General features: G+C 61.2%; 19 protein-coding genes and 1 pseudogene. 4 read left to right on the top strand and 16 right to left on the bottom strand.

Features of this window, described 5'->3' with window-relative positions; all coding sequences use genetic code 11:
• Positions 1-95: 95 nt before the first annotated feature.
• A complete protein-coding gene (locus ACYZTZ_RS30135; RefSeq protein ID WP_462000730.1) occupies positions 96-1,322 on the bottom strand; it encodes an MFS transporter in 1,227 nt (408 codons plus the stop codon).
• A 166-nt stretch (positions 1,323-1,488) separates the two neighbouring features.
• Between ACYZTZ_RS30135 and ACYZTZ_RS30140 the strand changes: the two genes are divergently transcribed.
• From ACYZTZ_RS30140 to ACYZTZ_RS30155, 4 genes and pseudogenes are all read left to right on the top strand, one after another.
• Complete coding sequence (locus ACYZTZ_RS30140; protein ID WP_462000535.1) at positions 1,489-2,391, top strand: LysR family transcriptional regulator; 903 nt, start codon at positions 1,489-1,491, stop codon at positions 2,389-2,391.
• Between the two features lie 505 nt (positions 2,392-2,896).
• Positions 2,897-3,163, top strand: a complete 267-nt coding sequence (locus ACYZTZ_RS30145) for a DUF6124 family protein (protein ID WP_415758246.1) — start codon at positions 2,897-2,899, stop codon at positions 3,161-3,163.
• Between the two features lie 30 nt (positions 3,164-3,193).
• Positions 3,194-3,370 (top strand): annotated as a pseudogene (locus ACYZTZ_RS30150) (addiction module antidote protein); the annotation flags it as partial.
• 219 nt (positions 3,371-3,589) lie between these two features.
• Entirely contained in the window at positions 3,590-4,033 is a 444-nt protein-coding gene (locus ACYZTZ_RS30155) for a DUF2846 domain-containing protein (RefSeq protein WP_415758245.1), read from the top strand.
• Positions 4,034-4,075: 42 nt separating this feature from the next.
• Here ACYZTZ_RS30155 and ACYZTZ_RS30160 read toward each other — a convergent pair whose 3' ends face one another.
• From ACYZTZ_RS30160 to ACYZTZ_RS30230, 15 genes are all read right to left on the bottom strand, one after another.
• The gene (locus tag ACYZTZ_RS30160; protein WP_462000536.1) at positions 4,076-4,513 is read right to left on the bottom strand and encodes an excinuclease; all 438 of its coding nucleotides are present in this window, start codon (positions 4,511-4,513) and stop codon (positions 4,076-4,078) included.
• 163 nt (positions 4,514-4,676) lie between these two features.
• Positions 4,677-5,903 (bottom strand): beta-ketoacyl-ACP synthase, encoded by a 1,227-nt coding sequence (locus tag ACYZTZ_RS30165; RefSeq protein ID WP_462000537.1) that lies wholly within the window; start codon positions 5,901-5,903, stop codon positions 4,677-4,679.
• A complete protein-coding gene (gene fabG / locus ACYZTZ_RS30170) occupies positions 5,903-6,631 on the bottom strand; it encodes a 3-oxoacyl-ACP reductase FabG (RefSeq protein ID WP_046045628.1) in 729 nt (242 codons plus the stop codon). The genes ACYZTZ_RS30165 and fabG overlap by 1 nt, the downstream gene beginning before the upstream one ends.
• On the bottom strand, positions 6,628-7,089 hold the full coding sequence (locus ACYZTZ_RS30175) for a hotdog family protein (protein WP_008149597.1): 462 nt from the start codon (positions 7,087-7,089) through the stop codon (positions 6,628-6,630). Before ACYZTZ_RS30175 ends, fabG begins: the two co-directional genes overlap by 4 nt.
• Entirely contained in the window at positions 7,086-8,282 is a 1,197-nt protein-coding gene (locus ACYZTZ_RS30180; RefSeq protein ID WP_462000538.1) for a beta-ketoacyl-[acyl-carrier-protein] synthase family protein, read from the bottom strand. The genes ACYZTZ_RS30175 and ACYZTZ_RS30180 overlap by 4 nt, the downstream gene beginning before the upstream one ends.
• Positions 8,279-8,761: a hypothetical protein gene (locus ACYZTZ_RS30185; protein WP_056741245.1), complete on the bottom strand. Its 483-nt coding sequence runs from the start codon at positions 8,759-8,761 to the stop codon at positions 8,279-8,281. Before ACYZTZ_RS30185 ends, ACYZTZ_RS30180 begins: the two co-directional genes overlap by 4 nt.
• Positions 8,762-8,883: 122 nt before the next feature.
• A complete protein-coding gene (locus ACYZTZ_RS30190) occupies positions 8,884-9,609 on the bottom strand; it encodes a class I SAM-dependent methyltransferase (RefSeq protein ID WP_056741210.1) in 726 nt (241 codons plus the stop codon).
• Complete coding sequence (locus tag ACYZTZ_RS30195; RefSeq protein WP_462000539.1) at positions 9,606-10,853, bottom strand: NAD(P)/FAD-dependent oxidoreductase; 1,248 nt, start codon at positions 10,851-10,853, stop codon at positions 9,606-9,608. The genes ACYZTZ_RS30190 and ACYZTZ_RS30195 overlap by 4 nt, the downstream gene beginning before the upstream one ends.
• Complete coding sequence (locus tag ACYZTZ_RS30200) at positions 10,840-12,000, bottom strand: cation:proton antiporter (RefSeq protein WP_462000540.1); 1,161 nt, start codon at positions 11,998-12,000, stop codon at positions 10,840-10,842. The genes ACYZTZ_RS30195 and ACYZTZ_RS30200 overlap by 14 nt, the downstream gene beginning before the upstream one ends.
• Positions 11,997-14,336 carry an MMPL family transporter gene (locus ACYZTZ_RS30205; RefSeq protein ID WP_462000541.1) on the bottom strand — a complete coding sequence of 780 codons (2,340 nt, stop codon included), beginning with the start codon at positions 14,334-14,336 and terminating at the stop codon, positions 11,997-11,999. Before ACYZTZ_RS30205 ends, ACYZTZ_RS30200 begins: the two co-directional genes overlap by 4 nt.
• Positions 14,320-14,922 (bottom strand): outer membrane lipoprotein carrier protein LolA, encoded by a 603-nt coding sequence (locus ACYZTZ_RS30210; protein ID WP_462000542.1) that lies wholly within the window; start codon positions 14,920-14,922, stop codon positions 14,320-14,322. The genes ACYZTZ_RS30205 and ACYZTZ_RS30210 overlap by 17 nt, the downstream gene beginning before the upstream one ends.
• Positions 14,919-15,344 carry an acyl-CoA thioesterase gene (locus ACYZTZ_RS30215; RefSeq protein WP_033055401.1) on the bottom strand — a complete coding sequence of 142 codons (426 nt, stop codon included), beginning with the start codon at positions 15,342-15,344 and terminating at the stop codon, positions 14,919-14,921. Before ACYZTZ_RS30215 ends, ACYZTZ_RS30210 begins: the two co-directional genes overlap by 4 nt.
• On the bottom strand, positions 15,337-16,881 hold the full coding sequence (locus ACYZTZ_RS30220) for an HAL/PAL/TAL family ammonia-lyase (RefSeq protein WP_283189705.1): 1,545 nt from the start codon (positions 16,879-16,881) through the stop codon (positions 15,337-15,339). Before ACYZTZ_RS30220 ends, ACYZTZ_RS30215 begins: the two co-directional genes overlap by 8 nt.
• The gene (locus ACYZTZ_RS30225) at positions 16,862-17,803 is read right to left on the bottom strand and encodes an LpxL/LpxP family acyltransferase (RefSeq protein ID WP_462000543.1); all 942 of its coding nucleotides are present in this window, start codon (positions 17,801-17,803) and stop codon (positions 16,862-16,864) included. Before ACYZTZ_RS30225 ends, ACYZTZ_RS30220 begins: the two co-directional genes overlap by 20 nt.
• Positions 17,800-18,534 carry a glycosyltransferase family 2 protein gene (locus tag ACYZTZ_RS30230; protein WP_462000544.1) on the bottom strand — a complete coding sequence of 245 codons (735 nt, stop codon included), beginning with the start codon at positions 18,532-18,534 and terminating at the stop codon, positions 17,800-17,802. Before ACYZTZ_RS30230 ends, ACYZTZ_RS30225 begins: the two co-directional genes overlap by 4 nt.
• Positions 18,535-18,640: the final 106 nt, after the last annotated feature.

An 18,640-nucleotide genomic window follows, 5' to 3' on the forward strand; every position in this document is an offset into this window, starting at 1 on the left:
GGCGGTATAACAGCCAACTTAGATGTTGAATGTTATGGCCTCATCGCGAGCAAGCTCGCTCCCACAGTTGTTTATGGATGACTGGATATTTGTGTTTAAGCCTTTACCCCACCCAGCGGTGGTAACTTCGCCAGTTTCAACGCCACCAGCAGGGCAATTACCAGCAACCCGCCAATGAACAGCCCGATCCCGTTCCATCCACCCATGTGCCAGAAAACCCCGCCCGCCGTCCCGGCGATGCTCGACCCGGCGTAATAGCTGAACAGATAGAGCGAAGACGCTTGCCCCTTGGCCTTGATCGCCCGGCGGCCGATCCAACTGCTGGCCACCGAATGGGCGCCGAAGAAGCCGAAGGTAAAGATCAGCATCCCGATGATCACCACCGGCAGCGGCGTAAGCATGGTCAGGGCGAGGCCGGCGATCATCAGCACTATGGTCGCCCAGAGCACTTTGCGACGGCCGAGTTTGTCGGCCAACGAGCCGATTTTCGCTGAACTGTAGATGCCCGACAGATACACCACCGACAGCAGCCCGACGAAGGCCTGATCCATGTGATACGGCTCGGCCAGCAGGCGATAGCCGATGTAGTTGAAGAGGGTGACGAACGCGCCCATCAGCACAAAAGCTTCGAGGAACAGCAGCGGCAGGCCGGCGTCACGAAAGTGCATGGTGAAGCCGTCAATCAAGCTGCGCGGGTGTAATGAACGGGCGCGGAAGTTGCGCGACTCGGGAAGGATTTTCCAGAACACCGCCGCTGCGATCAGCGCCAGGCCGCCGATCACCAGCATCGCCGTGTGCCAGCTGACGAAGTCGATCAACACGCCAGTGATCAAGCGTCCGCACATCCCGCCAATCGCGTTGCCGCCGATGTACAAACCCATGGCCAGACCGATGTGCTGCGGGTGGATCTCTTCACTCAAGTACGTCATGGCAACCGCTGCCAGACCGCTCAATGACAACCCGATCAGCGCCCGCATCGCCAGCACGCCGTGCCAGCTCGGCATCATTGAGCTGGCGATTGTGCAGAGCGCGGCGGCGAACAGCGCGGCGACCATCACCGGTTTGCGCCCGATGCGATCAGAGATCGGGCCGGTGATCAGCAGACCAATGGCGAGCATCCCGGTGGCGACCGACAGGATCAGGCTGCTCTGGGCGGCGTTGATGGAGTACTCATGGGACAGCAGCGGCATCATCGGCTGCACGCAATAGAGCAGGGCGAAGGTCGCGAAGCCGCCGGAGAACAGCGCCAGTACCGTGCGCATGAACATCGGCGTGCCTTTTTCGATGTAGATCTCCTTTAATTCGGCGACAACATCGTCCACCGCTGCGGGCGGAACTTCATGGGCAAGTGGAGCGACAGCAGTTTTCACTTCGGACCTCGGAGGACGCAGCCGGTCAGGCAATGAAAAAAGCATATAGCTGCCTAATGATTCAATCCAATATATTGTTCGACCTGTTTGATAGGTTTAACGACCTAATGGAGTTTTCATGGAATTGCGTCACCTGCGCTACTTCATTGCTGTTGCCGAAGAACTGCACTTCGGCCGCGCCGCCCAGGTGCTGGGCATCTCGCAACCGCCGCTGAGTCAGCAGATTCAGGCGCTGGAGCAGGAGGTGGGTGCGCGATTGTTCGAGCGCACCAATCGTCGGGTCGAACTCAGTGAAGCCGGCCGGCTGTTTCTGGAAGAGGCGCGGTTGGTGTTGGCGCAGGTCGACAAGGCGGCGGATGTTGCACGGCGGGCGCAGTTGGGTGAGCTGGGTGAACTGAAGATTGGCTTCACCTCGTCAGCGCCGTTCAACTCGACCATTCCCCAGGCGATTTTTTCATTTCGTCAGCGATCCCCGGCGGTGCACCTGAACCTGCGGGAGATGAGCAGCACCCAGGTTGCCGATGCGTTGGTGGATGAGTCGATTGAAGTCGGGATCATGCGGCCACTTGGGTTGCCGGACTCGCTCAGCGTGGTGGAGTTGATGCGTGAGCCGCTGGTGGCGGTGCTCAGTTCCAAGCATCCATTAGTGACCGATAGTGAGGAAGGCTTGTTTCTGTCGGCCCTGGCCCTCGAGCCCTTCGTATTTTTCCCACGCAGTTATGGCAGTGGCCTGTACGCACAATTGCTCAGCCTGGCGCGGGATGCCGGGTTCAGTCCGCACTTTGCCCAGGAGGCGGGCGAGGCGATGACGATTATCGGGTTAGTGGCGGCGGGGTTGGGTGTATCCGTGCTGCCGGCGTCTTATCAGCGGATGCGCATCGAGGGGGTGGTCTATCGGCCTCTGCTCGATCCTGAGGCTGTATCGGCGGTGTGGCTGGTGCAGCGCAAGGATCAGAAGTCGCCGATGGCCAAGGCGTTTGTGGAGTTGTTGACGCGTAAGGTCGAGCCGTTGAAGACGTGACTGCTTCGCAGTCATTCGCGAGCAGGCTCGCTCCCACAGTGGATGGGTGGTGGAACACAAATCGGTTCACACCGTAAATCCCTGTGGGAGCGAGCCTGCTCGCGAAAGCGTCCGCAAGTTCACCAAAAAAGGTGCAGTTGCCTATGCCAAAGCGGACGCTTCGCTGAAGGGCGTAGGACATTTCCGAACTGCCTTGAACAGGCTACAGCGCCTTGCGGCATTGCCTACAACTACTCCAGAATCCGCCGGCTTGTGCGCTTTGGGGGCCATCGGTAACTTCGTTCGCATCACTGATTTCCAGTGATCGGGTTTAGTAGCCCGTGGATTAACGAGGCGCTTTTGTGCTCCTGACAGTCAGGTATTTCAACCTGCACTTGATGGCAGCAGTGCGCAGGGCGCCTTCGGGCGCGCCGGTTTCTCGTGTCCCCGGTCTACTAACCTGCGCACAGCTGCCACCCTTTTGTGTAGTAGCGACTCGGTGACGGCTCCACTTTTGGACCGAATTATGACTAATACAACAGCAAACCCACCGGGCACCGATCTGGACGCCCCACGCCAACCAAGCAAAATCTTCCTCATCGCCCCCGATATCGACAACCACACCCTGCTGGAATACGCCTGTGAATCCCTGGCATCAGCGAACGTCATGGCGAGCGATTTCGCGAGGTATCTGGAAGGATCGCAAAGCAACACACTGCTGGGGATTCAACAGTCGATCATGCTGGGAGAATTGGCGGTGAATCGTGTGCTGGATAACCTCGATCCATCCTGAACGATCAAAAATCCTGGCAGGAGTAGACCCATGACCGAACAATTCACTTGCTGGGACTCTGCCGAGTACCTCAAGACTGAGGAGGACATGGCCAATTATCTTGACGCTTGTATGGAAGAAGCAGGAGATGATCCAGCATTCATCGCCAAGGCTCTCGGGACAATTGCACGTGCTCGCGGCGTGATTCAGGTGGCGCTGGATGAGGGGCGGCGATGACAAGCCGACCTGTTTGTGAAGGGGCGCCGAAAGGCGCCCTTTGTCGTTTCTGACGTTACGGAAATCGTTGAATGACTCGATTGATGACCCGCGCAGGAAGACCAGCGGGGCGGTTACGTTGATTGAATGGCTGACGCCATAGAGCTTCAAAGTTTTGTTGGGGACGGCCGATAACCATCGTTGGACTCATCAAAACAATGGAGATACAGGATGTTCAAGCAGATAACCTTCACCGCTTTGCTGGCATTGACCGCTTTGACCGGTGGTTGTGCTTCGGTAAAAATGGCTGATGAAACCCAGGACGCTCAAGCGAAAACGTTCCAGGTCACCCCGGACAAAGCCAACATCTACGTTTATCGCAACGAGAGTATGGGTGCAGGCGTGAAAATGCCGGTGGCACTCAATGGCAAGCCGGTAGGGCAAACCGTCGCCAAGTCTTACCTGATGTTATCCGTCCCGGCCGGTCAACAGACCCTGGTGTCTTCGGCGGAAAACGATTCTGAACTGAAACTCACCGCAGAAGCCGGCAAGAACTACTTTGTCTGGCAGGAAGTGAAAGTGGGCTTCATCAAGGCGCGCAACAACCTGCAAGTCGTCGACGACAAGACAGGTCGCGCTGGCGTCGCTGAAAGCAAATTGATTCAAGCTCAGTAAGCGACTGGGCGACCCCTGCGTAAATCGCGGGGGTGGTCCCGTTCACTGCATCCGTACCAAATCCCCGCGCAACGCGACTCGCGCCACAAACACTCCGGCCCGGCACTCATAGCTGTTCAGGTCCTTGCGCACATGCTGATCGTAATAACTCACGATGTTGGTCACCGCATTCGCCCCGACCCGCTTTGCTTCTGCTTGCAACTCGATCAACGTCGATTGCACTGCCCACTCGCAGGCATCGAAATCGCTCTTGTTGGAGGCATTGGTGGGCCAGTCGCTGACGACATTCGTGCGCAACACTTGAAGGTGCTCCGTCGGTCCGTTGCCGGCCAGGTAGAACCTCACGCTGCCATCGAGCCGCCCGGCGCGGATCGCATTGGACAGGACTGTCTCAAAAGGCAAGTACATCAGATTGGTCGCCTGGCTGGCGCTGGGCAGCAGGCCGAACAGTAACGCGGCGATCAGGGCTTTCACTTGCATGGTCATCTCCTTGACGGTGAAAGAGAGCGGCGAGTCATGCGACGTATCAGCGTTATCGATTCGAGCAGGCTGGGTGCATGCGGTCTGATTCAGCGAGTGTAGATGGGATTGACTGATCCTTCCCCCGCTCCTGCGTGGGAAGGATCAATCACCTACTTCCCTGTTACGACCAGCGCCGAAAGATCAGCGAAGTATTAACGCCACCAAACGCAAAATTATTGTTCATCACGTACTGGTTGCTCATCTGCCGGAACTCACCGCGCAGGTAATCGAGCTTGCCGCAGTTTGGGTCGACGTCGTCGAGGTTGAGGGTGTGGACGTACAGGTCGCGGTTCATCATTTCGATGCTGAACCAGGATTCCAGCGCGCCGCAGGCTCCGAGGGTGTGACCGAGGAAACTCTTCTGCGAGCTGATCGGCATGTGCTCGCCGAACAACGCGCTCGTTGCCAGTGTTTCGGCAATGTCGCCCTGTTCAGTCGCGGTGCCATGACCATTCACGTAGCCGATGTCCGAAGGCTGTAACCCGGCGTCTTCCAGCGCCAGCTCCATGGCCCGGCGCATGGTGACCTGCTCTGGGCGGGTGGCGTGCTGGCCGTCGGCGTTGCTGCCGAAACCGACGAGTTCGGCATGGATGTGCGCACCGCGAGCCAATGCGTGTTCGAGTTCTTCGAGCACCAGCATGCCGCTGCCTTCACCGATCACCAGGCCATCGCGGCCGCTGTCGTACGGGCGCGGGGAAGTCTGCGGCGCATCGTTTTTCAGGCTGGTGGCGTAGAGCGCATCGAAGACCATCGCTTCGGTCGGGCACAGTTCTTCGGCGCCGCCGGCGAGCATCAGTGGCAGGCGACCAAACTTGACCGACTCGTAGGCATAACCGATGCCCTGACTGCCGCTGGTGCAAGCGCTGGAGGTCGGGATCAGCCGGCCGGTGAGGCCGAAGAAGATGCTGATATTCGCCGCCGTGGTGTGCGGCATCATGCGCACATAAGAGTTGGCGTTCAGGCCCTCGGCCACCGAGTTGAGCAGCATGTTGCCGAACGCCTTGATCTCGTCGGTGCTGCCGGTGGATGAGCCGCAGGAAACGCCCATGCGCCCGTCCTTGATCGACGGGTCACCCAACAGCCCGGCATCGGCCAATGCCTGTTCTGCCGCGCCGACCGCCAGGCGCGAGACGCGGCCCATGCTGCGCAATTGCTTGCGGGTCCAGTGGCTCGGCACTTTGAAGTCGTCGATCGGCCCTGCCAGGCGTGTGTTGAGTTCGGTGAAGCGGTCCCACTCGTCCATCCGGCGGATACCGCTGCGGTTGGCCGCGAAGTTGCCGACGATGGTGTCCCAATCGCTGCCCAGTGAGGTGATGCCGGCCATGCCGGTGACGACGACGCGCTTCATCAGCACAGGCCTCCGTTAACGGCCAGAACCTGCCGGGTGATGTAGGACGCTTCCGCCGACATCAGGAAATTCACCGCGCTGGCCACCTCTTCCGGGGTGCCCATGCGTTGTGCGGGGATCATTTTCATCATTTCTTCCACCGGCACGTTTTCATCGAGCATCGCGGTGTCGATCAAGCCGGGTGCGACACAGTTAACGGTAATTTTGCGCTTGCCCAACTCGATCGCCAACGCCTTCGCCGCGCCGATCAAACCGGCCTTGGAGGCGCTGTAGTTGACCTGGCCACGGTTGCCGATCAACCCGGAAACCGAGGTGATGCAAACAATCCGTCCGGCGGCGCGACGACGAATCATCGGCATCATCACCGGGTGCAGCACGTTGTAGAAACCGTCGAGGTTGGTGCGCATCACCACATCCCAATCATCCTCGCTCAAGGCCGGAAAAGCACCGTCGCGCGTCAGGCCGGCGTTCAGCACCACACCGTAATAGGCGCCGTGGGTTTCCACGTCGGCTTCGAGAATGGCTTTGCAGTTGGCGCGATCGGACACGTCGAATTGCAGAATGCGCACGTTGCGCCCCAAGGCTTCGATTTCGGCCTTCACGGCTTCAGCGTCCGCCAGGCCACTGCGGCAATGCAGCACGATGTCATGCCCGGCCTGGGCCAGACGCAAAGCGATAGCACGGCCGATGCCACGGCTGGAACCGGTGATCAGTACGGATTCAGTCATGGCTGGGTTCCTTGGGTTTCATGAAGGTATTGAGCGGCCTGAGGCGGACGGAACACGTTCAGACGAGCAGTGGCGTGAATGCCGGGGGCGGTGATGTGGCATTCGAACACGCCCATGCCGTTGTCGTCTTCCAGCGAGCGGATGCCATGGATGGTCAGCTCGGTGCCGGCGGGGAAGTGCTCGACGTTGCATTCGAATTTGCGGGTGCCGAGCAGAAACCCCAGCTCCACCGCATCGCCACGCTGGCGTGCATGACAACCGGCGTAGGCGGCGACGCTCTGGGCCATCAGTTCGATGCCGACCCAGGCCGGCAGGCTGCCGTCCGGGCGGTTGAACAGGCCATCGGGTTTGACCGTGAGGCGGGTGTAAATCTGCTCGTCATCGAACGACAGGATCTGCTCGATGAAGATCATGTCGCCAGCGTGCGGCAGCAGTTCGGCGATCGGCCAGTCAATCATGGGGCGTCTCCGATAATCAGGCTGACGTTGTTGCCACCGAAGGCAAAGGAGTTGCTCATCAGATAGCGAGGTGCAATGGACGTCAGGCGATTGGCCGGGGTCACCCAATTCAGGGCTGGCAATTGGGGATCCGGTTGGCCGTCCCAGACGTGAGGCGGCAGGGCGTGCTCGCGATTGCCTGCACTCAGGCTCAACCAGCAGAACGCCGCTTCCAGAGCGCCGGCCGCCCCGAGGGTGTGGCCGGTCATGGGTTTGGTCGACGAACAAGGCACCCCCGCCGGGAACAACGTCGCCACCGCCAGGCTTTCCATGGCGTCGTTGTGTTGAGTGGCGGTGCCGTGCAGGTTCAGGTAATCGATCTGTTGCGGCTGCAATTCTGCTCGGTTCAAGGCTTTGCGCATCGCTTGCAGGGCGCCGCGGCCGCTGGGTTCCGGTGCGGAAATGTGATGTGCATCGGAGCTGGCGCCACTGCCGAGCAGGGCAATCGGCTGGCTGTCGCCGACATTTTTGCTCATCAAAAACAGCACCGCTGCTTCACCAATGTTGATGCCGTTACGGTTCACCGAAAACGGGTTGCAGCGTTGCCCGGACACCGCTTCCAGCGCCGAGAACCCATTGAGGGTCAACTTGCACAGGCTGTCGACACCGCCGCACAGCACCGCGTCGCAAATGCCCAGGTCCAACAGTCGCTGAGCACTCATCAACGCCCGGGCGCTGGAGGTGCAGGCCGTGGAAATCACATACGCCGGTCCGCTCAGTTGCAGCCAGTCGGCGAGGAAGTTCGCCGGCGCGCCGAGTTCCTGTTGCTGGTAGTCGTAATCGGCCGGGAACTGATGCTCACGGATGTAATGGGCCAGGCCGCGACTGGCTTCGTCGATGCCCGAGGTGCTGGTGCCCAGAACGATACCGATGCGGTCGCGGCCGTAGGTCTGGATCGCCTGGTCGATGTCTTCGCGAATTTGCAGCGCGGCTTCCAGCAGCAATTGATTATTACGGGTGTCTTGCGGCGCAAGCTCAGCCGGGATCGGCGCCAGTTCGCCGCGGACCGCGGCCACGGGCAATGACCGTTCCGCCACCCAGCCGGCCTCATTGCGCATGCCCGAACAGTCACCGGCAAACAGGTTGCGGGTGACTTCGGACTTGTCACGGCCCAGGGCGCAGATCACCCCGAGGGCATTCAGGTAGGCCGTCATGGCGTGTCCCCGCTGAGTGGCGTGACTTGATATTTCGGGCCTTTGGGCAGGTTCAATTCAAAGCTCATGGGTTGTGAGTAGCGGACTTCCCAGTGCGCTGGCAAGGACCGTTGCGAGCCATGCTGCCACGCGGCGGGGTAGTTGCCCGACAGTTCATCTTTGGGGGTCAGCGCAAACAGCAGCGCGGCGAACAGTTCTCGCGCTTCCGGATTAGGCGGCAGCAGACCATCAGCCTGCCACTCGCCATCGACCAGTTTCTGGCGTGCCTGGGGAATGCCCAGCAAGTCCATCATCGACCAGCGAATGCCAGGGCCTTCACGCTGGATCACCAGCACCCAGTCCTGACGTTGGTCGGCCACCAGGCGCTGGATGTGCAATTGCAGTGGCAACGACAGGTTCGGGGTTTGCTCGGGCAGCGGCGCCCGGCTGGCGCAGGCGCTCAGCAACAGAACTGCGCCAAGTAGCAGAAATCGCAGAATGTTTGCAGTCCCTGTGGGAGCGGGCTTGCTCGCGAATGCGTCGGCACATCCAACACTATTGTTGACTGACACACCGCTTTCGCGAGCAAGCCCGCTCCCACAGGGTTTAGCGTGAGTAAACATCAAACAGCACCTTCAAGGGGTTTGCGCGCGACCACATTGACCAGGGTTTCTTCCCGTTGGCCGAAGGGCTTCGGCCGGCGCAGACCCAAGCGTTCAAACAGGCCGAAATCCTTGGCGCGGCTCCACCACAAGTATGGATAAGACACGTTTTGCGGGCCGAGTTCGAAACCCTGCTGGCGAATCATGTCCAGATACCCGGCGGCGCTCTTTTGCACGTGCATCGGATGACGGAACAACCAGCGGATCACCCAGGTATCAATGTAAGCCTCGGTGGATTCGGCGAACAGCAGATAGCCACCGGGCTTGAGCACGCGGTAGAACTCGGCCAGTGCCTGTTCCTGCTGCACCAGATGGTGGAAAGTCTGGTGACAGAACAGCAGATCGACGCTGGCGTCCGGGACGTTGATACTCGCGCAGTCGCTGCCGGTCAACTCAACGGCCATGCCCTGACGGACGGCTTCTTCGCCGGCCAGCTTCAGGCTGTGAGGGTCAGCGTCCAGACCGATCAGGCGCTGGGGGGCAAAGGTCTGACGCAGGTATTGGAACGACTTGCCCTGACCACAACCGGCATCCAGCAGCACTGGGTTGCTCGGCGGTGTTTCGCTGAACAGGCTACGCAAATCGCTGATTGCCACTCGCAGAACATGGTGCTGCCAGGTGTGGCTGCGCAGGAACCAGAGACCAAAGCGGGTTTCTTCGACGTAAGTGTCGCTCAAGTAGCTCATGTGGCGTCCTTTGCACAGAGCTCCGAGAGCATCCGCAGCCGGCGTTTGGGTTCGGCAACGAACGGATTGCGCTCGTCCCAGGCATACCCGGCCAGAATCGAGCTGATCATGCGGCGAATATCGGGCGAGCCGCCCACGTGATAAATCACGTCCTGGAACGTCCCGGCGTACCAGCCTTCGACGTAGCAACGGAACGTGTCGACGCCGCGCTTGAGCGGGATGGCGAACTCAGTCTGCCAATCGACACTTTCGCCTTGCAGTTGGCGATGCAGAACCCCGGCGGCCATGCTCGCCGAGCGCATGGCGATGGTCACGCCGGAGGAGAACACCGGGTCGAGAAATTCCGCCGCGTTGCCGAGCAGGGCAAAGCCTGGTCCGTGGAGGGTTTTGACGTTGGCCGAGTAGCCGCCAATGGTTCGAGCAGGCGTATCCCACACGGCGTTGTTCAACACACCGGCCAGGCTTGGGGTTTCAGCGATAAACCCACGCAGGCACTCGTCCAGGTTCTCCATGCGGCCTTCGAAGTGTTCGGCTGCCGCGACCACGCCCACCGAGCAACGGCCGTTGCTGAACGGGATGGTCCAGAACCAGATATCGCGGTGGATCGGATGGGTGGTGATGAGGATTTTTTCCCGCTCGAAGGTCGGGCTGTCGATGTGGTCTTCGACGTGGGTGAACACGGCCTGGCGCACCGGGAAATCCGACGGTGCTTCAAGGTCGAGCAAGCGCGGCAGCACACGGCCGTAGCCGCTGGCATCCAGCACGAAATCGGCTTCGACGCGGTACTGGCTGCCGTCTTCGCGAAGCACATCGAGCTGCGGTTTTGGCAGGCTGAAATCGACGCTGACGATGGCTTCGCCGTAACGAACGTCGACGCCTTGCAGCGCGGCCTGATCGGCCAGCAGCTTGTCGAAATCGGCACGCTGGACCTGGAAGGTGGTCGGCTTGCCGTTGCTGAACGTCTCGCCGAAATCAAAGGCGCTGTATTGCTCGCCCCAAGCGAATGCCGCACCGTTTTTCATCTGGAATCCGGCGGCGTTCACCGCCTCGAGCATCCCGGCTTCTTCGACGAAATCCAGGCAGTGGGACAGCAGGCTTTCACCGATGGAAAACCTTGGGAAATGCTGGCGTTCGATCATCAATACGTCATGACCTTTGCGCTTGAGCAGCGCGGCGGCGATGGCGCCCGACGGACCTGCACCGATAACCACGACCTGGCGATGTTCCATTTCAACTGTTGGCACGGGGGCTCCTTGCCGGGACGGCGATGTTCAGAGGGGTTCGGTGCATACCGGCGAGTGCCGGCAGCAGTGTCGCGAGCAGGCCCATCACCATCAGCGCGAAGTACAGCGCCGGGCTGATGAGTTGTTGTTGCAGCAGCAGGTTGAGAAAGACGATCTCGCTCAAGCCACGAATATTCAGCAAGACACTTTCCCGCCAGCGACTGGCGCCTTCAAACGAGGCGCCGGCCCAGCCGAGTCCCAGCCAGTTGCCCAGCAGTTTGCTGGCAATCGGGAACAGCAGCAGTGCCGCCAGTTGCACCCAGCCGAGGCTGGCCATGGCCGCGTGGACGTTGATTTGCACGATGCCGAACGTGAGGATCAGCGGGATCGCGATATACGTCTGCAAGTGACTCATCCAGATCACCGGCAACGGCAGCACCAGCGGCACTTTGAGCGCGGCCATCCACAGCAGGTAACCGATGCCGAAAATCAGCGCATTGAGCTTGAAGTGTTCCGCCACGACCAGCAGTGCGAAGAAGCAACCGCTGTGCAGCAACGGTTGGCGCAAGCGGAGCAGACGCAGCAGCAACGGCAGGCAGGCGCCGGCCAGCGGCAGCAAGAGGCTGCTCAGGTGCAGGCTGCCTTGGGCGATAGCGAACAGGGTCCAGCAGGTGAGGTCGATGAGGATGGCGGTCTGCACCAGTCGCCGGGTGGCGGCAGGCGGGTATTTGATGTGCCGCAGGTACAGATACAACACCGGAATCGCCGTGATAGCGAACAGCAGGCCGACCGCCAGCGAACTGATCCAGGGTTGCGGCGGTAACAGCCACACTGCAGTCGCGAGGCCGCAGGCAAACGGAATACAGAAACTCGGCAGGGCGATTTTCAGGCTCTGACGGTCGAGTCGCAGGTCGATCACGTCACTGAGAATGTGCCCCAGCAACAAGGCAAAGCCCAGGCTGTAGAGGTTTTTCAGCCAGGCCGGGGCGACCATTGCGGCGCCGCTCAATTGCCACTGGGGTTCGATCCAGAAGTACATCAGCAGCGGCAGGCCGAAGGTGGCCAGCAGCAACTGGCTGACGATCGGGATCACGCCGAAGTGACGACCGACACGGGTGGCCACGGCGAATAGCGCCAGGGCCATGACCCAGAACACGGCGATCATCATGTTGCCGACTCTGTGACCGGGGCGGCGTGAACCTGGCGTCCGGCCCACGGCGCAAGGATGAAGCTGAACGCCAGGCCCAGGCTCACCGACAGACCAAAGTTGCTCACCGCCGGCGTGCTGGACACCGCCAGCAAACCGAACGACAGCCAGGTGGTCAGCGCCGCCAGCAAGGTGCCCAGCAGGCTCACGGCAGCGCCGCCGACCTGCTCGCGCATGAGGATCGCGTAATCGACGCTGATGGCCGTCACCAGCAGCAGGCCGAACAGGCTGAACAGCGTCAGTGGTTGCCCCAGCCAGCCGAGACTGGCCAGGCTGCACAGCGCGGCCAGCAGCGGCAGGGCGACGATCCGCAGCGCGCCGCCGAAGCCGAACGGCAGGATCAGCACCAGCACGATCAGCGCACAGGAAGCGAGTTTCAGCTCTGCGGCACTGATCTGGGTGTCGGCGAACACCTTGTTCAATTCACCGAGGCGATCCACCAGTTCTACGCCCGGCAAATCCAATGCCTGGACTCGCAGCAGAGAGGGGTTGTTCAACCCTTGCAGACTGACCATCGCCGCTACGCCGTCATCGGTCGGTCCCAGCCACAGCGTGCGATAGGGTTCCGCCAACGGACCGAGCAGCGCTGCGTCGATGTCTTCGGTGGGCAGTGCCTGCAACTTCGTTAGCTCTGCTTGCAGCGCCTCGGCCGGTACACCGACATCGAGCAGCGGTTGCCAGAACTGCGGCAACTTGTTCAGCGCCTCGCGAACTTTCTGCTGTTCGGTGGGTTGGCTGACCAGTTGATTGAGCGACAGATAACCCTGGAGTTTTTCCAGGTTGACCAACTGATCCAGCCGCTCGTTCAGCGCGGTTTGGCGTTCCAGCAGTTGCTGCTGATTGGCGGCGCGCACCAGGAAGAACTGGCTGGTGGGTTGATAGCCGGTGATGCGTGCAATGGTTTGTGCTTCGTCAGTCAGTTGCTGCGGTGCGCCGACCCACTGGCGAATGTCGTTTTTGGTGTCGAGCTGCAACAGGCCGCCCACACAAAAGGCAATCAGCAGCGCCAGCAGCACCGGCGTGCTCGCGAGTTTGAGCAACGCTTCACGGCGCCCCAGCAAAAACTCGGACACCCGCAGCGGCCACTGCGCTGGACGCAGGTCTGTGCCCTTGAGCAGTGCCGGCAGCAGGCACACGGCGGACAAATAAGCGCCGAGCAGACCGGCGGCAGAGAACACGGCAATCTGGGTCAGCGCCGGGAACGGTGTCCAGGCCAGGGCCAGGTAACCGATGCAACTGGTGATCAGGCTCAGCGTTAGGCCTGGCAACGTCAGGCGCAGGGCCGGCCAACTGTGCCAGGGTTTCAGGCTCCAGCTCTTGGACAGGTAATGCAGCGGGTAATCGACCGCCACGCCGATCAGGCTCGAACCGAGCACCAGCGTCATCACATGCATATGGCCGAACAGCGCCACGCAGGCCACCGCGCCGAAGAGCATGCCGACCAGCACCGGGACGAAGGCCAGCAACACCCGCCAGCGCCGGAAGGCCAGCAGCAACAGCAATAGAATGCCCACCGTGGCGCCACCACCGACCCAGGTCATCTCCCGGGTGGCTTGCTTTTGCCCACTGGCCGCATAGAGCAAGCCGCTGGCGGCAAGCAATTGAACGTTTGCCTGGGCGGCTTCTTCACGGCTGTGCTGGAGCAGGTCGGCCACTTGCAGCGGCAAGTTCATGTCGAAGGCATTGCCCGTGGTGCGCGAGCGCAGCAGCACCCAACTCTTGCCGTCGGCATCGGCGACCAGCGCACCGCTGCCGATGTCCAGTTGCACCGAACCGTGCTGCGGCTGGCTGTTCTGGATGCGCCCGGTCAGGCCCAGCCAGTCATCCTGGCTCGGCACCAGACTGAAACCGGTGAAAGGGTCGAACAGCGCTTGTACTCGCTGCTGGATAAAGGCGTCGGGGTGCTCGATCAGTTGCTGCCGGTCAGCCGCTGAGAGCATCGCCAGTCGGCCATTGAGCAATTGCGTGCGCAGCGCCGGCAAGTCGGCTTGCAGGTTCCACTGGACCTTTTCGAACAAGCCGCTGGCCTGCCACTGCTCGCCCAGTTTCTGCGCCATCGCGACCGCTTGCTGGCGATCGGTGTGGCCGACCAGCACCAGCATTTCGCGGTTCAGCGGTTCTTGCATGCGTTGTTCTGCGCGCAGTTCCAGCGCGTCTGGCGCCGTGCCCGGCACCAGTTCCATCAGGTTGGCCGACAGCGGGGCGCCGTCACGCCATTGCCAACCGGCGAGCGCGAGCACCGCCAGCAGCAGGATCAGAAATAGCCGCGGAAGACTCCGTTCACTCGGCAAAGTCATGTTGCTCCGCATCGCTCAACGGTTGGGCGCTGGTGCTGTCCTGCATGCGCAAGAGGGTGCTGTCACCCTGAGTTTCGAGCAGCTCGATGCTGTGCACCAGTTCGCCGCCGGTGATGTTGATCTGAGTGAACACCTGCTTGAGCAGCATGGAGCGCGGGGTCAGCGTCAGTTTCCAGTTCTGCGCATCGCCGTTCAGTGAAAGCTCGAAATCCCGTTGCAGCCCGCTGCTGTCGCCTTGCAGTACGGCGAGGAACAAACGGTTCTGCTCGGCGCCGGCACTCTTGCTCGGCAGCATTTGCCAACCGTTGGCGTCTCGCCGGGCAATGCCTTTGTCGCTGATGCGGTAATCCTGTTGCAGCGGGGTTTTCAGCAGCCAGAGCAAACCGTGGTTTTTAGCGAGGACGAAAGTGCCCTTGCTGGTCAGCGGCTGGGGCAGGGCGCGCAGGTGTTTTTCCTGGATGAAGTTGCCGTGGATCACATCAGGTTTTGCCAGTTGATCGCTGAGCTGTTGCAGATCGAATGCCTGAGCGATCGATGACAACCCAAGCAGCGCCAATGCGCCGAGGCATTTGAAGAACGGGGTCATGCGAGCATCCTTTCAACAGCGTCGGTGAAGACCTTGGGTGAGGCCAGCTGCATTTCGCGGCTGCTCATGTCGACGGCGACCTGCACGGAACTGGCGCGGGTCAAGCGTTCGCCGGTTTCCAGATCGCTGATCAGGTAGCTGATCTTCAGACGGTTCTCCCATTCCACCAGATTGGCGCGCACGTTGAGCTTTTGGCCGAACACGGCGCCGCGCACATAACGCAGTTGCAGATCGATCACCGGCCACGCGTAGCCCGACTCGACCATGGCCGTGTAGTTGTGGCCGATCTTGTCCAGCAGCGCGCAGCGGGCGACTTCCAGGTATTTGATGTAATGGCCGTGCCAGACGACGTTCATGGTATCGACATCAAAGAACGGCACGAGGATTTCCGTATCGGTGTGAAGCACTCCCTTGCTACGCATGCAGCCTCCAGTGTTGCTCGGCAATTCGCTTCAGGCACAGGCGCAGTTCACCTTCCAGCGCGCGGTCTTCGATGACCGGCGGGAAGTCCTTGGCCAACTCTTCGTGCATGGCGGCCAGGGCCGGCGGTAATGGGCGTGCATCCTCGGCCTTGCTGCGCAGCCAGACGCCTTGGTTGGCGGCCAACAGGGTGGCAGCGGCGACCTGTTCGGTCAGCTCCAGCACGCGGATCGCATCGCGGGCGGCGATGGTGCCCATGCTCACTTTGTCCTGGTTGTGGCACTCGGTGGAGCGCGAGAACACGCTCGCTGGCATGGTGTTTTTCAGCGCTTCGGCGGTCCAGGCACTGGTGCCGATCTGCACGGCTTTGAAGCCGTGGTTGAGCATCGCGCGATCCGCGGTGGCGCCGGACAGGTTGCTCGGCAAACCGTGGTTGTAACGCTCGTCCACCAGCAAGGCGAGTTGACGGTCGAGCAGGTCGGCGACGTTGGCCACCAGGTTCTTCAGGCTGTCCATGGCGAACGCAATGTGGCCACCATAGAAGTGCCCGCCGTGCAGCACGCGTTCGGCTTCGGCGTCGATGATCGGGTTGTCGTTGGCGCTGTTGAGCTCGATCTCGATGAACGAGCGCAGCCAGTTCAGGCTGTCGGCCAGCACGCCGAGGACGTGGGGTGCACAACGCAGGGAATAACGGTCTTGCAGGCGATGCAGCGGTGCGGTCGGCGCGTCGATCGCCAGATCCTTGCGCAGCCACGCGGCAACTTGCATTTGCCCCGGATGCGGTTTGGTGGCGAACAGGCGCTCGTCGAAGTGCTCGGGGTTGCCTTGCAGGGCGACCACGTTCAGCGCGGTGATGCGAGTCGCCAGTTGCAGCAGGTAATCGGCGCGGGCGTAGGCCAGGCACGCAAGACCGGTCATGACGGCGGTGCCGTTCATCAGCGCGAGCGCTTCTTTCGGGCGCAGAACCAGCGGCTCCCAACCCAGTTCGCGGTGCACGTCGGCGGCTTGTCGGCGTTCGCCACGGAACATCACTTCACGCTCGCCGGACAAGGTCGCGGCGACGTAAGACAACGGCGTCAAATCACCGCTGGCGCCCACTGAACCTTCTTCCGGAATCAGCGGCAGAATGTCGTGTTCGAGGAAGGCTTGCAGGCGCTCCAACAGTTCCACGCGCACCCCGGACACGCCGTGGCACAGCGACTGCAAACGTGCCGCCAGCACCGCGCGAGTGGCCTGTGCGTCGAGCAGTTTGCCCAGGCCGCAGCCGTGGAACGTGTACAGATGACGGGGCAATGCCTCGACGTGATGCAGCGGCACCGCGACTACGCAGGAATCACCGTAGCCGGTGGTCACGCCATAAATCACGCCTTCCTTGTCCAGCAGGGAGTCGAGGAATCGCGCACCCTTGGCGATACGCTCGCGGTACGCAGGGTCGCTTTGCAACTGCGTCGGCACCTGACGGTTGGCCAGGGCCAGCACGTCTTCGATGCGCAAAGGGAGTTCGCCGAAGGTTACCGGCTCAAGCGTTGGCGTCGTCATCGGTCTTCCAGAAAGGGTAAAAGTTGAACCATTGTTGGGGCGCTTCAAGGCAATAGTGACCCAAGCGTTCGGCATAGCGGGAGGCCCACTGATGAATGACCTGCTCGCGGTCGCTGCGCTTCCACACCACGGCCTCGGCGAACGGTTCGAGGGTCAGTCGATAGTCGCCCTCCGGCTTCTTCAGGCACAGCATCAAGTTAATCGGGCATTTCAGCAGACCGGCCAGCAACCATGGCCCCTGAGGGAACGCGGCTTGATGGCCGAGGAAGTCCACGGTCACGCTGCGCCCGCCGTGCAGCGGCACGCGATCGCCGGCAATCGCCAGCCACTCGCCGCGCTCCAGACGTTCATGGAGTTGCAGCATGATCAGCGGGTCCAGCTCGCTGACCTGAATCAGCCGCAAATTGGTCGCGCCGGCTTCGCCGAGCAAGCGATTGAATTGCTCAGCGTGTTTGGTGTGCACCAGCACGTTCATCGTGACTTTTTCGCCGATCTCGGCCAGCGCGCGGCAGACCTCGAGGTTGCCCAGATGCGCACCCACCAGCATCTGCCCGCGGGTGCCGCGCAGTTGATTGCGCAGCAAGGCCGGGTCGATGATTTCGATCTGCTCGATGCTCAGCTTGCCGTTCCATACATCGAGCTTGTCGAGCATGGAATCGGCGAAGGCCATGAACTGTCTGAAGACTCGCCAATGGGTCGGGCGCAATTCATTGCGACCACTCCAGTCGGCGAGCCTCTGCTGGTATTGCCAGGCGCTGTGACGGGCACTGCGACCGAACAGGAAAAAGTACAGAACGATGCCGTATAGCAACGGGCTCAACACCCTGCGCCCGAGTACTTTGGCGCAGAACGCGGTGAACTTCATCAGCCAGAAGCTGCCGCGCTCCTGGCGGTCAGCCCAGTGTTCCGTGTCTGTGCTCATGCTCGCCACCGTCGCCAGAGGATCACTGGCGCCCGCAGCAACATGCCGAAGAACAACCGGGTGTGCATGCTCGTAATCAGCACGTTGTCGTGGAACAGGCGGAAATGCGAGACGCCATCCAGTGGGTAATGGACGTTGGTTTGCAGCCATTGCATGGGGAGATTGCGCCAGGCCAGTCGCACGAGAATGTCCGAGTCGAAGTCCATGCGCTTGCCGATCTTCGCCGAATCGATCAGCGCCAGGGTCGGTGGTAACGGATAGACGCGAAAGCCGCACATGGAATCGCGAATCTGCAACGACAGGGTGTTGATCCAGACCATGACGTGAGTCAGGTAACGGGCGTACAAGCGACCTTTCGGCACGCTGGCGTCGTATCGCGGATAGCCGCAGATCACCGCCTCGGGATGGGCGCGTGACAGTTCGATGAAGGTCCGGACGTCTTGCAGATCGTGCTGGCCGTCGGCGTCCACCTGCAAGGCATGGCTGAAGCCCAGGCGCGAGGCTTCGCGAAACCCGGTCATGACCGCGCCACCCTTGCCCTGGTTGGCGCCGAGTCGGATCAGGAACACCTTGTCGCGCAGGGCCAGTTGATCGAGCACCTTTGCGCAGGCCGGGCTGCTGGCATCGTCCACCAGAATGCACGGCAGGCCGCTGGCGAGTACCGCATCGACCACCGTGGTGATGGCGGTTTCGTGGTTGTAGACCGGGATGATTGCGCAGGGGTTATGCATGTTGGCTCACACCTGAAAGACCGAGGTGCCTGCTTCGCGAGCAAGCCCGCTCCCACATTGGATCTCTGTTAAACACGAATCCCCTGTGGGAGCGGGCTTGCTCGCG

This window comes from Pseudomonas sp. LB3P58, assembly GCF_054897895.1.

Bases quoted from the DNA above. Each gene is read 5' to 3' on its own strand.
- ACYZTZ_RS30140 (WP_462000535.1), top strand. From the start codon at position 1,489: ATGGAATTGCGTCACCTGCGCTACTTCATTGCTGTTGCCGAAGAACTG.
- ACYZTZ_RS30145 (WP_415758246.1), top strand. From the start codon at position 2,897: ATGACTAATACAACAGCAAACCCACCGGGCACCGATCTGGACGCCCCA.
- ACYZTZ_RS30155 (WP_415758245.1), top strand. From the start codon at position 3,590: ATGTTCAAGCAGATAACCTTCACCGCTTTGCTGGCATTGACCGCTTTG.
- ACYZTZ_RS30160 (WP_462000536.1), bottom strand. From the start codon at position 4,513: ATGCAAGTGAAAGCCCTGATCGCCGCGTTACTGTTCGGCCTGCTGCCC.
- ACYZTZ_RS30165 (WP_462000537.1), bottom strand. From the start codon at position 5,903: ATGAAGCGCGTCGTCGTCACCGGCATGGCCGGCATCACCTCACTGGGC.
- fabG (WP_046045628.1), bottom strand. From the start codon at position 6,631: ATGACTGAATCCGTACTGATCACCGGTTCCAGCCGTGGCATCGGCCGT.
- ACYZTZ_RS30175 (WP_008149597.1), bottom strand. From the start codon at position 7,089: ATGATTGACTGGCCGATCGCCGAACTGCTGCCGCACGCTGGCGACATG.
- ACYZTZ_RS30180 (WP_462000538.1), bottom strand. From the start codon at position 8,282: ATGACGGCCTACCTGAATGCCCTCGGGGTGATCTGCGCCCTGGGCCGT.
- ACYZTZ_RS30190 (WP_056741210.1), bottom strand. From the start codon at position 9,609: ATGAGCTACTTGAGCGACACTTACGTCGAAGAAACCCGCTTTGGTCTC.
- ACYZTZ_RS30200 (WP_462000540.1), bottom strand. From the start codon at position 12,000: ATGATGATCGCCGTGTTCTGGGTCATGGCCCTGGCGCTATTCGCCGTG.
- ACYZTZ_RS30205 (WP_462000541.1), bottom strand. From the start codon at position 14,336: ATGACTTTGCCGAGTGAACGGAGTCTTCCGCGGCTATTTCTGATCCTG.
- ACYZTZ_RS30210 (WP_462000542.1), bottom strand. From the start codon at position 14,922: ATGACCCCGTTCTTCAAATGCCTCGGCGCATTGGCGCTGCTTGGGTTG.
- ACYZTZ_RS30215 (WP_033055401.1), bottom strand. From the start codon at position 15,344: ATGCGTAGCAAGGGAGTGCTTCACACCGATACGGAAATCCTCGTGCCG.
- ACYZTZ_RS30220 (WP_283189705.1), bottom strand. From the start codon at position 16,881: ATGACGACGCCAACGCTTGAGCCGGTAACCTTCGGCGAACTCCCTTTG.
- ACYZTZ_RS30225 (WP_462000543.1), bottom strand. From the start codon at position 17,803: ATGAGCACAGACACGGAACACTGGGCTGACCGCCAGGAGCGCGGCAGC.
- ACYZTZ_RS30230 (WP_462000544.1), bottom strand. From the start codon at position 18,534: ATGCATAACCCCTGCGCAATCATCCCGGTCTACAACCACGAAACCGCC.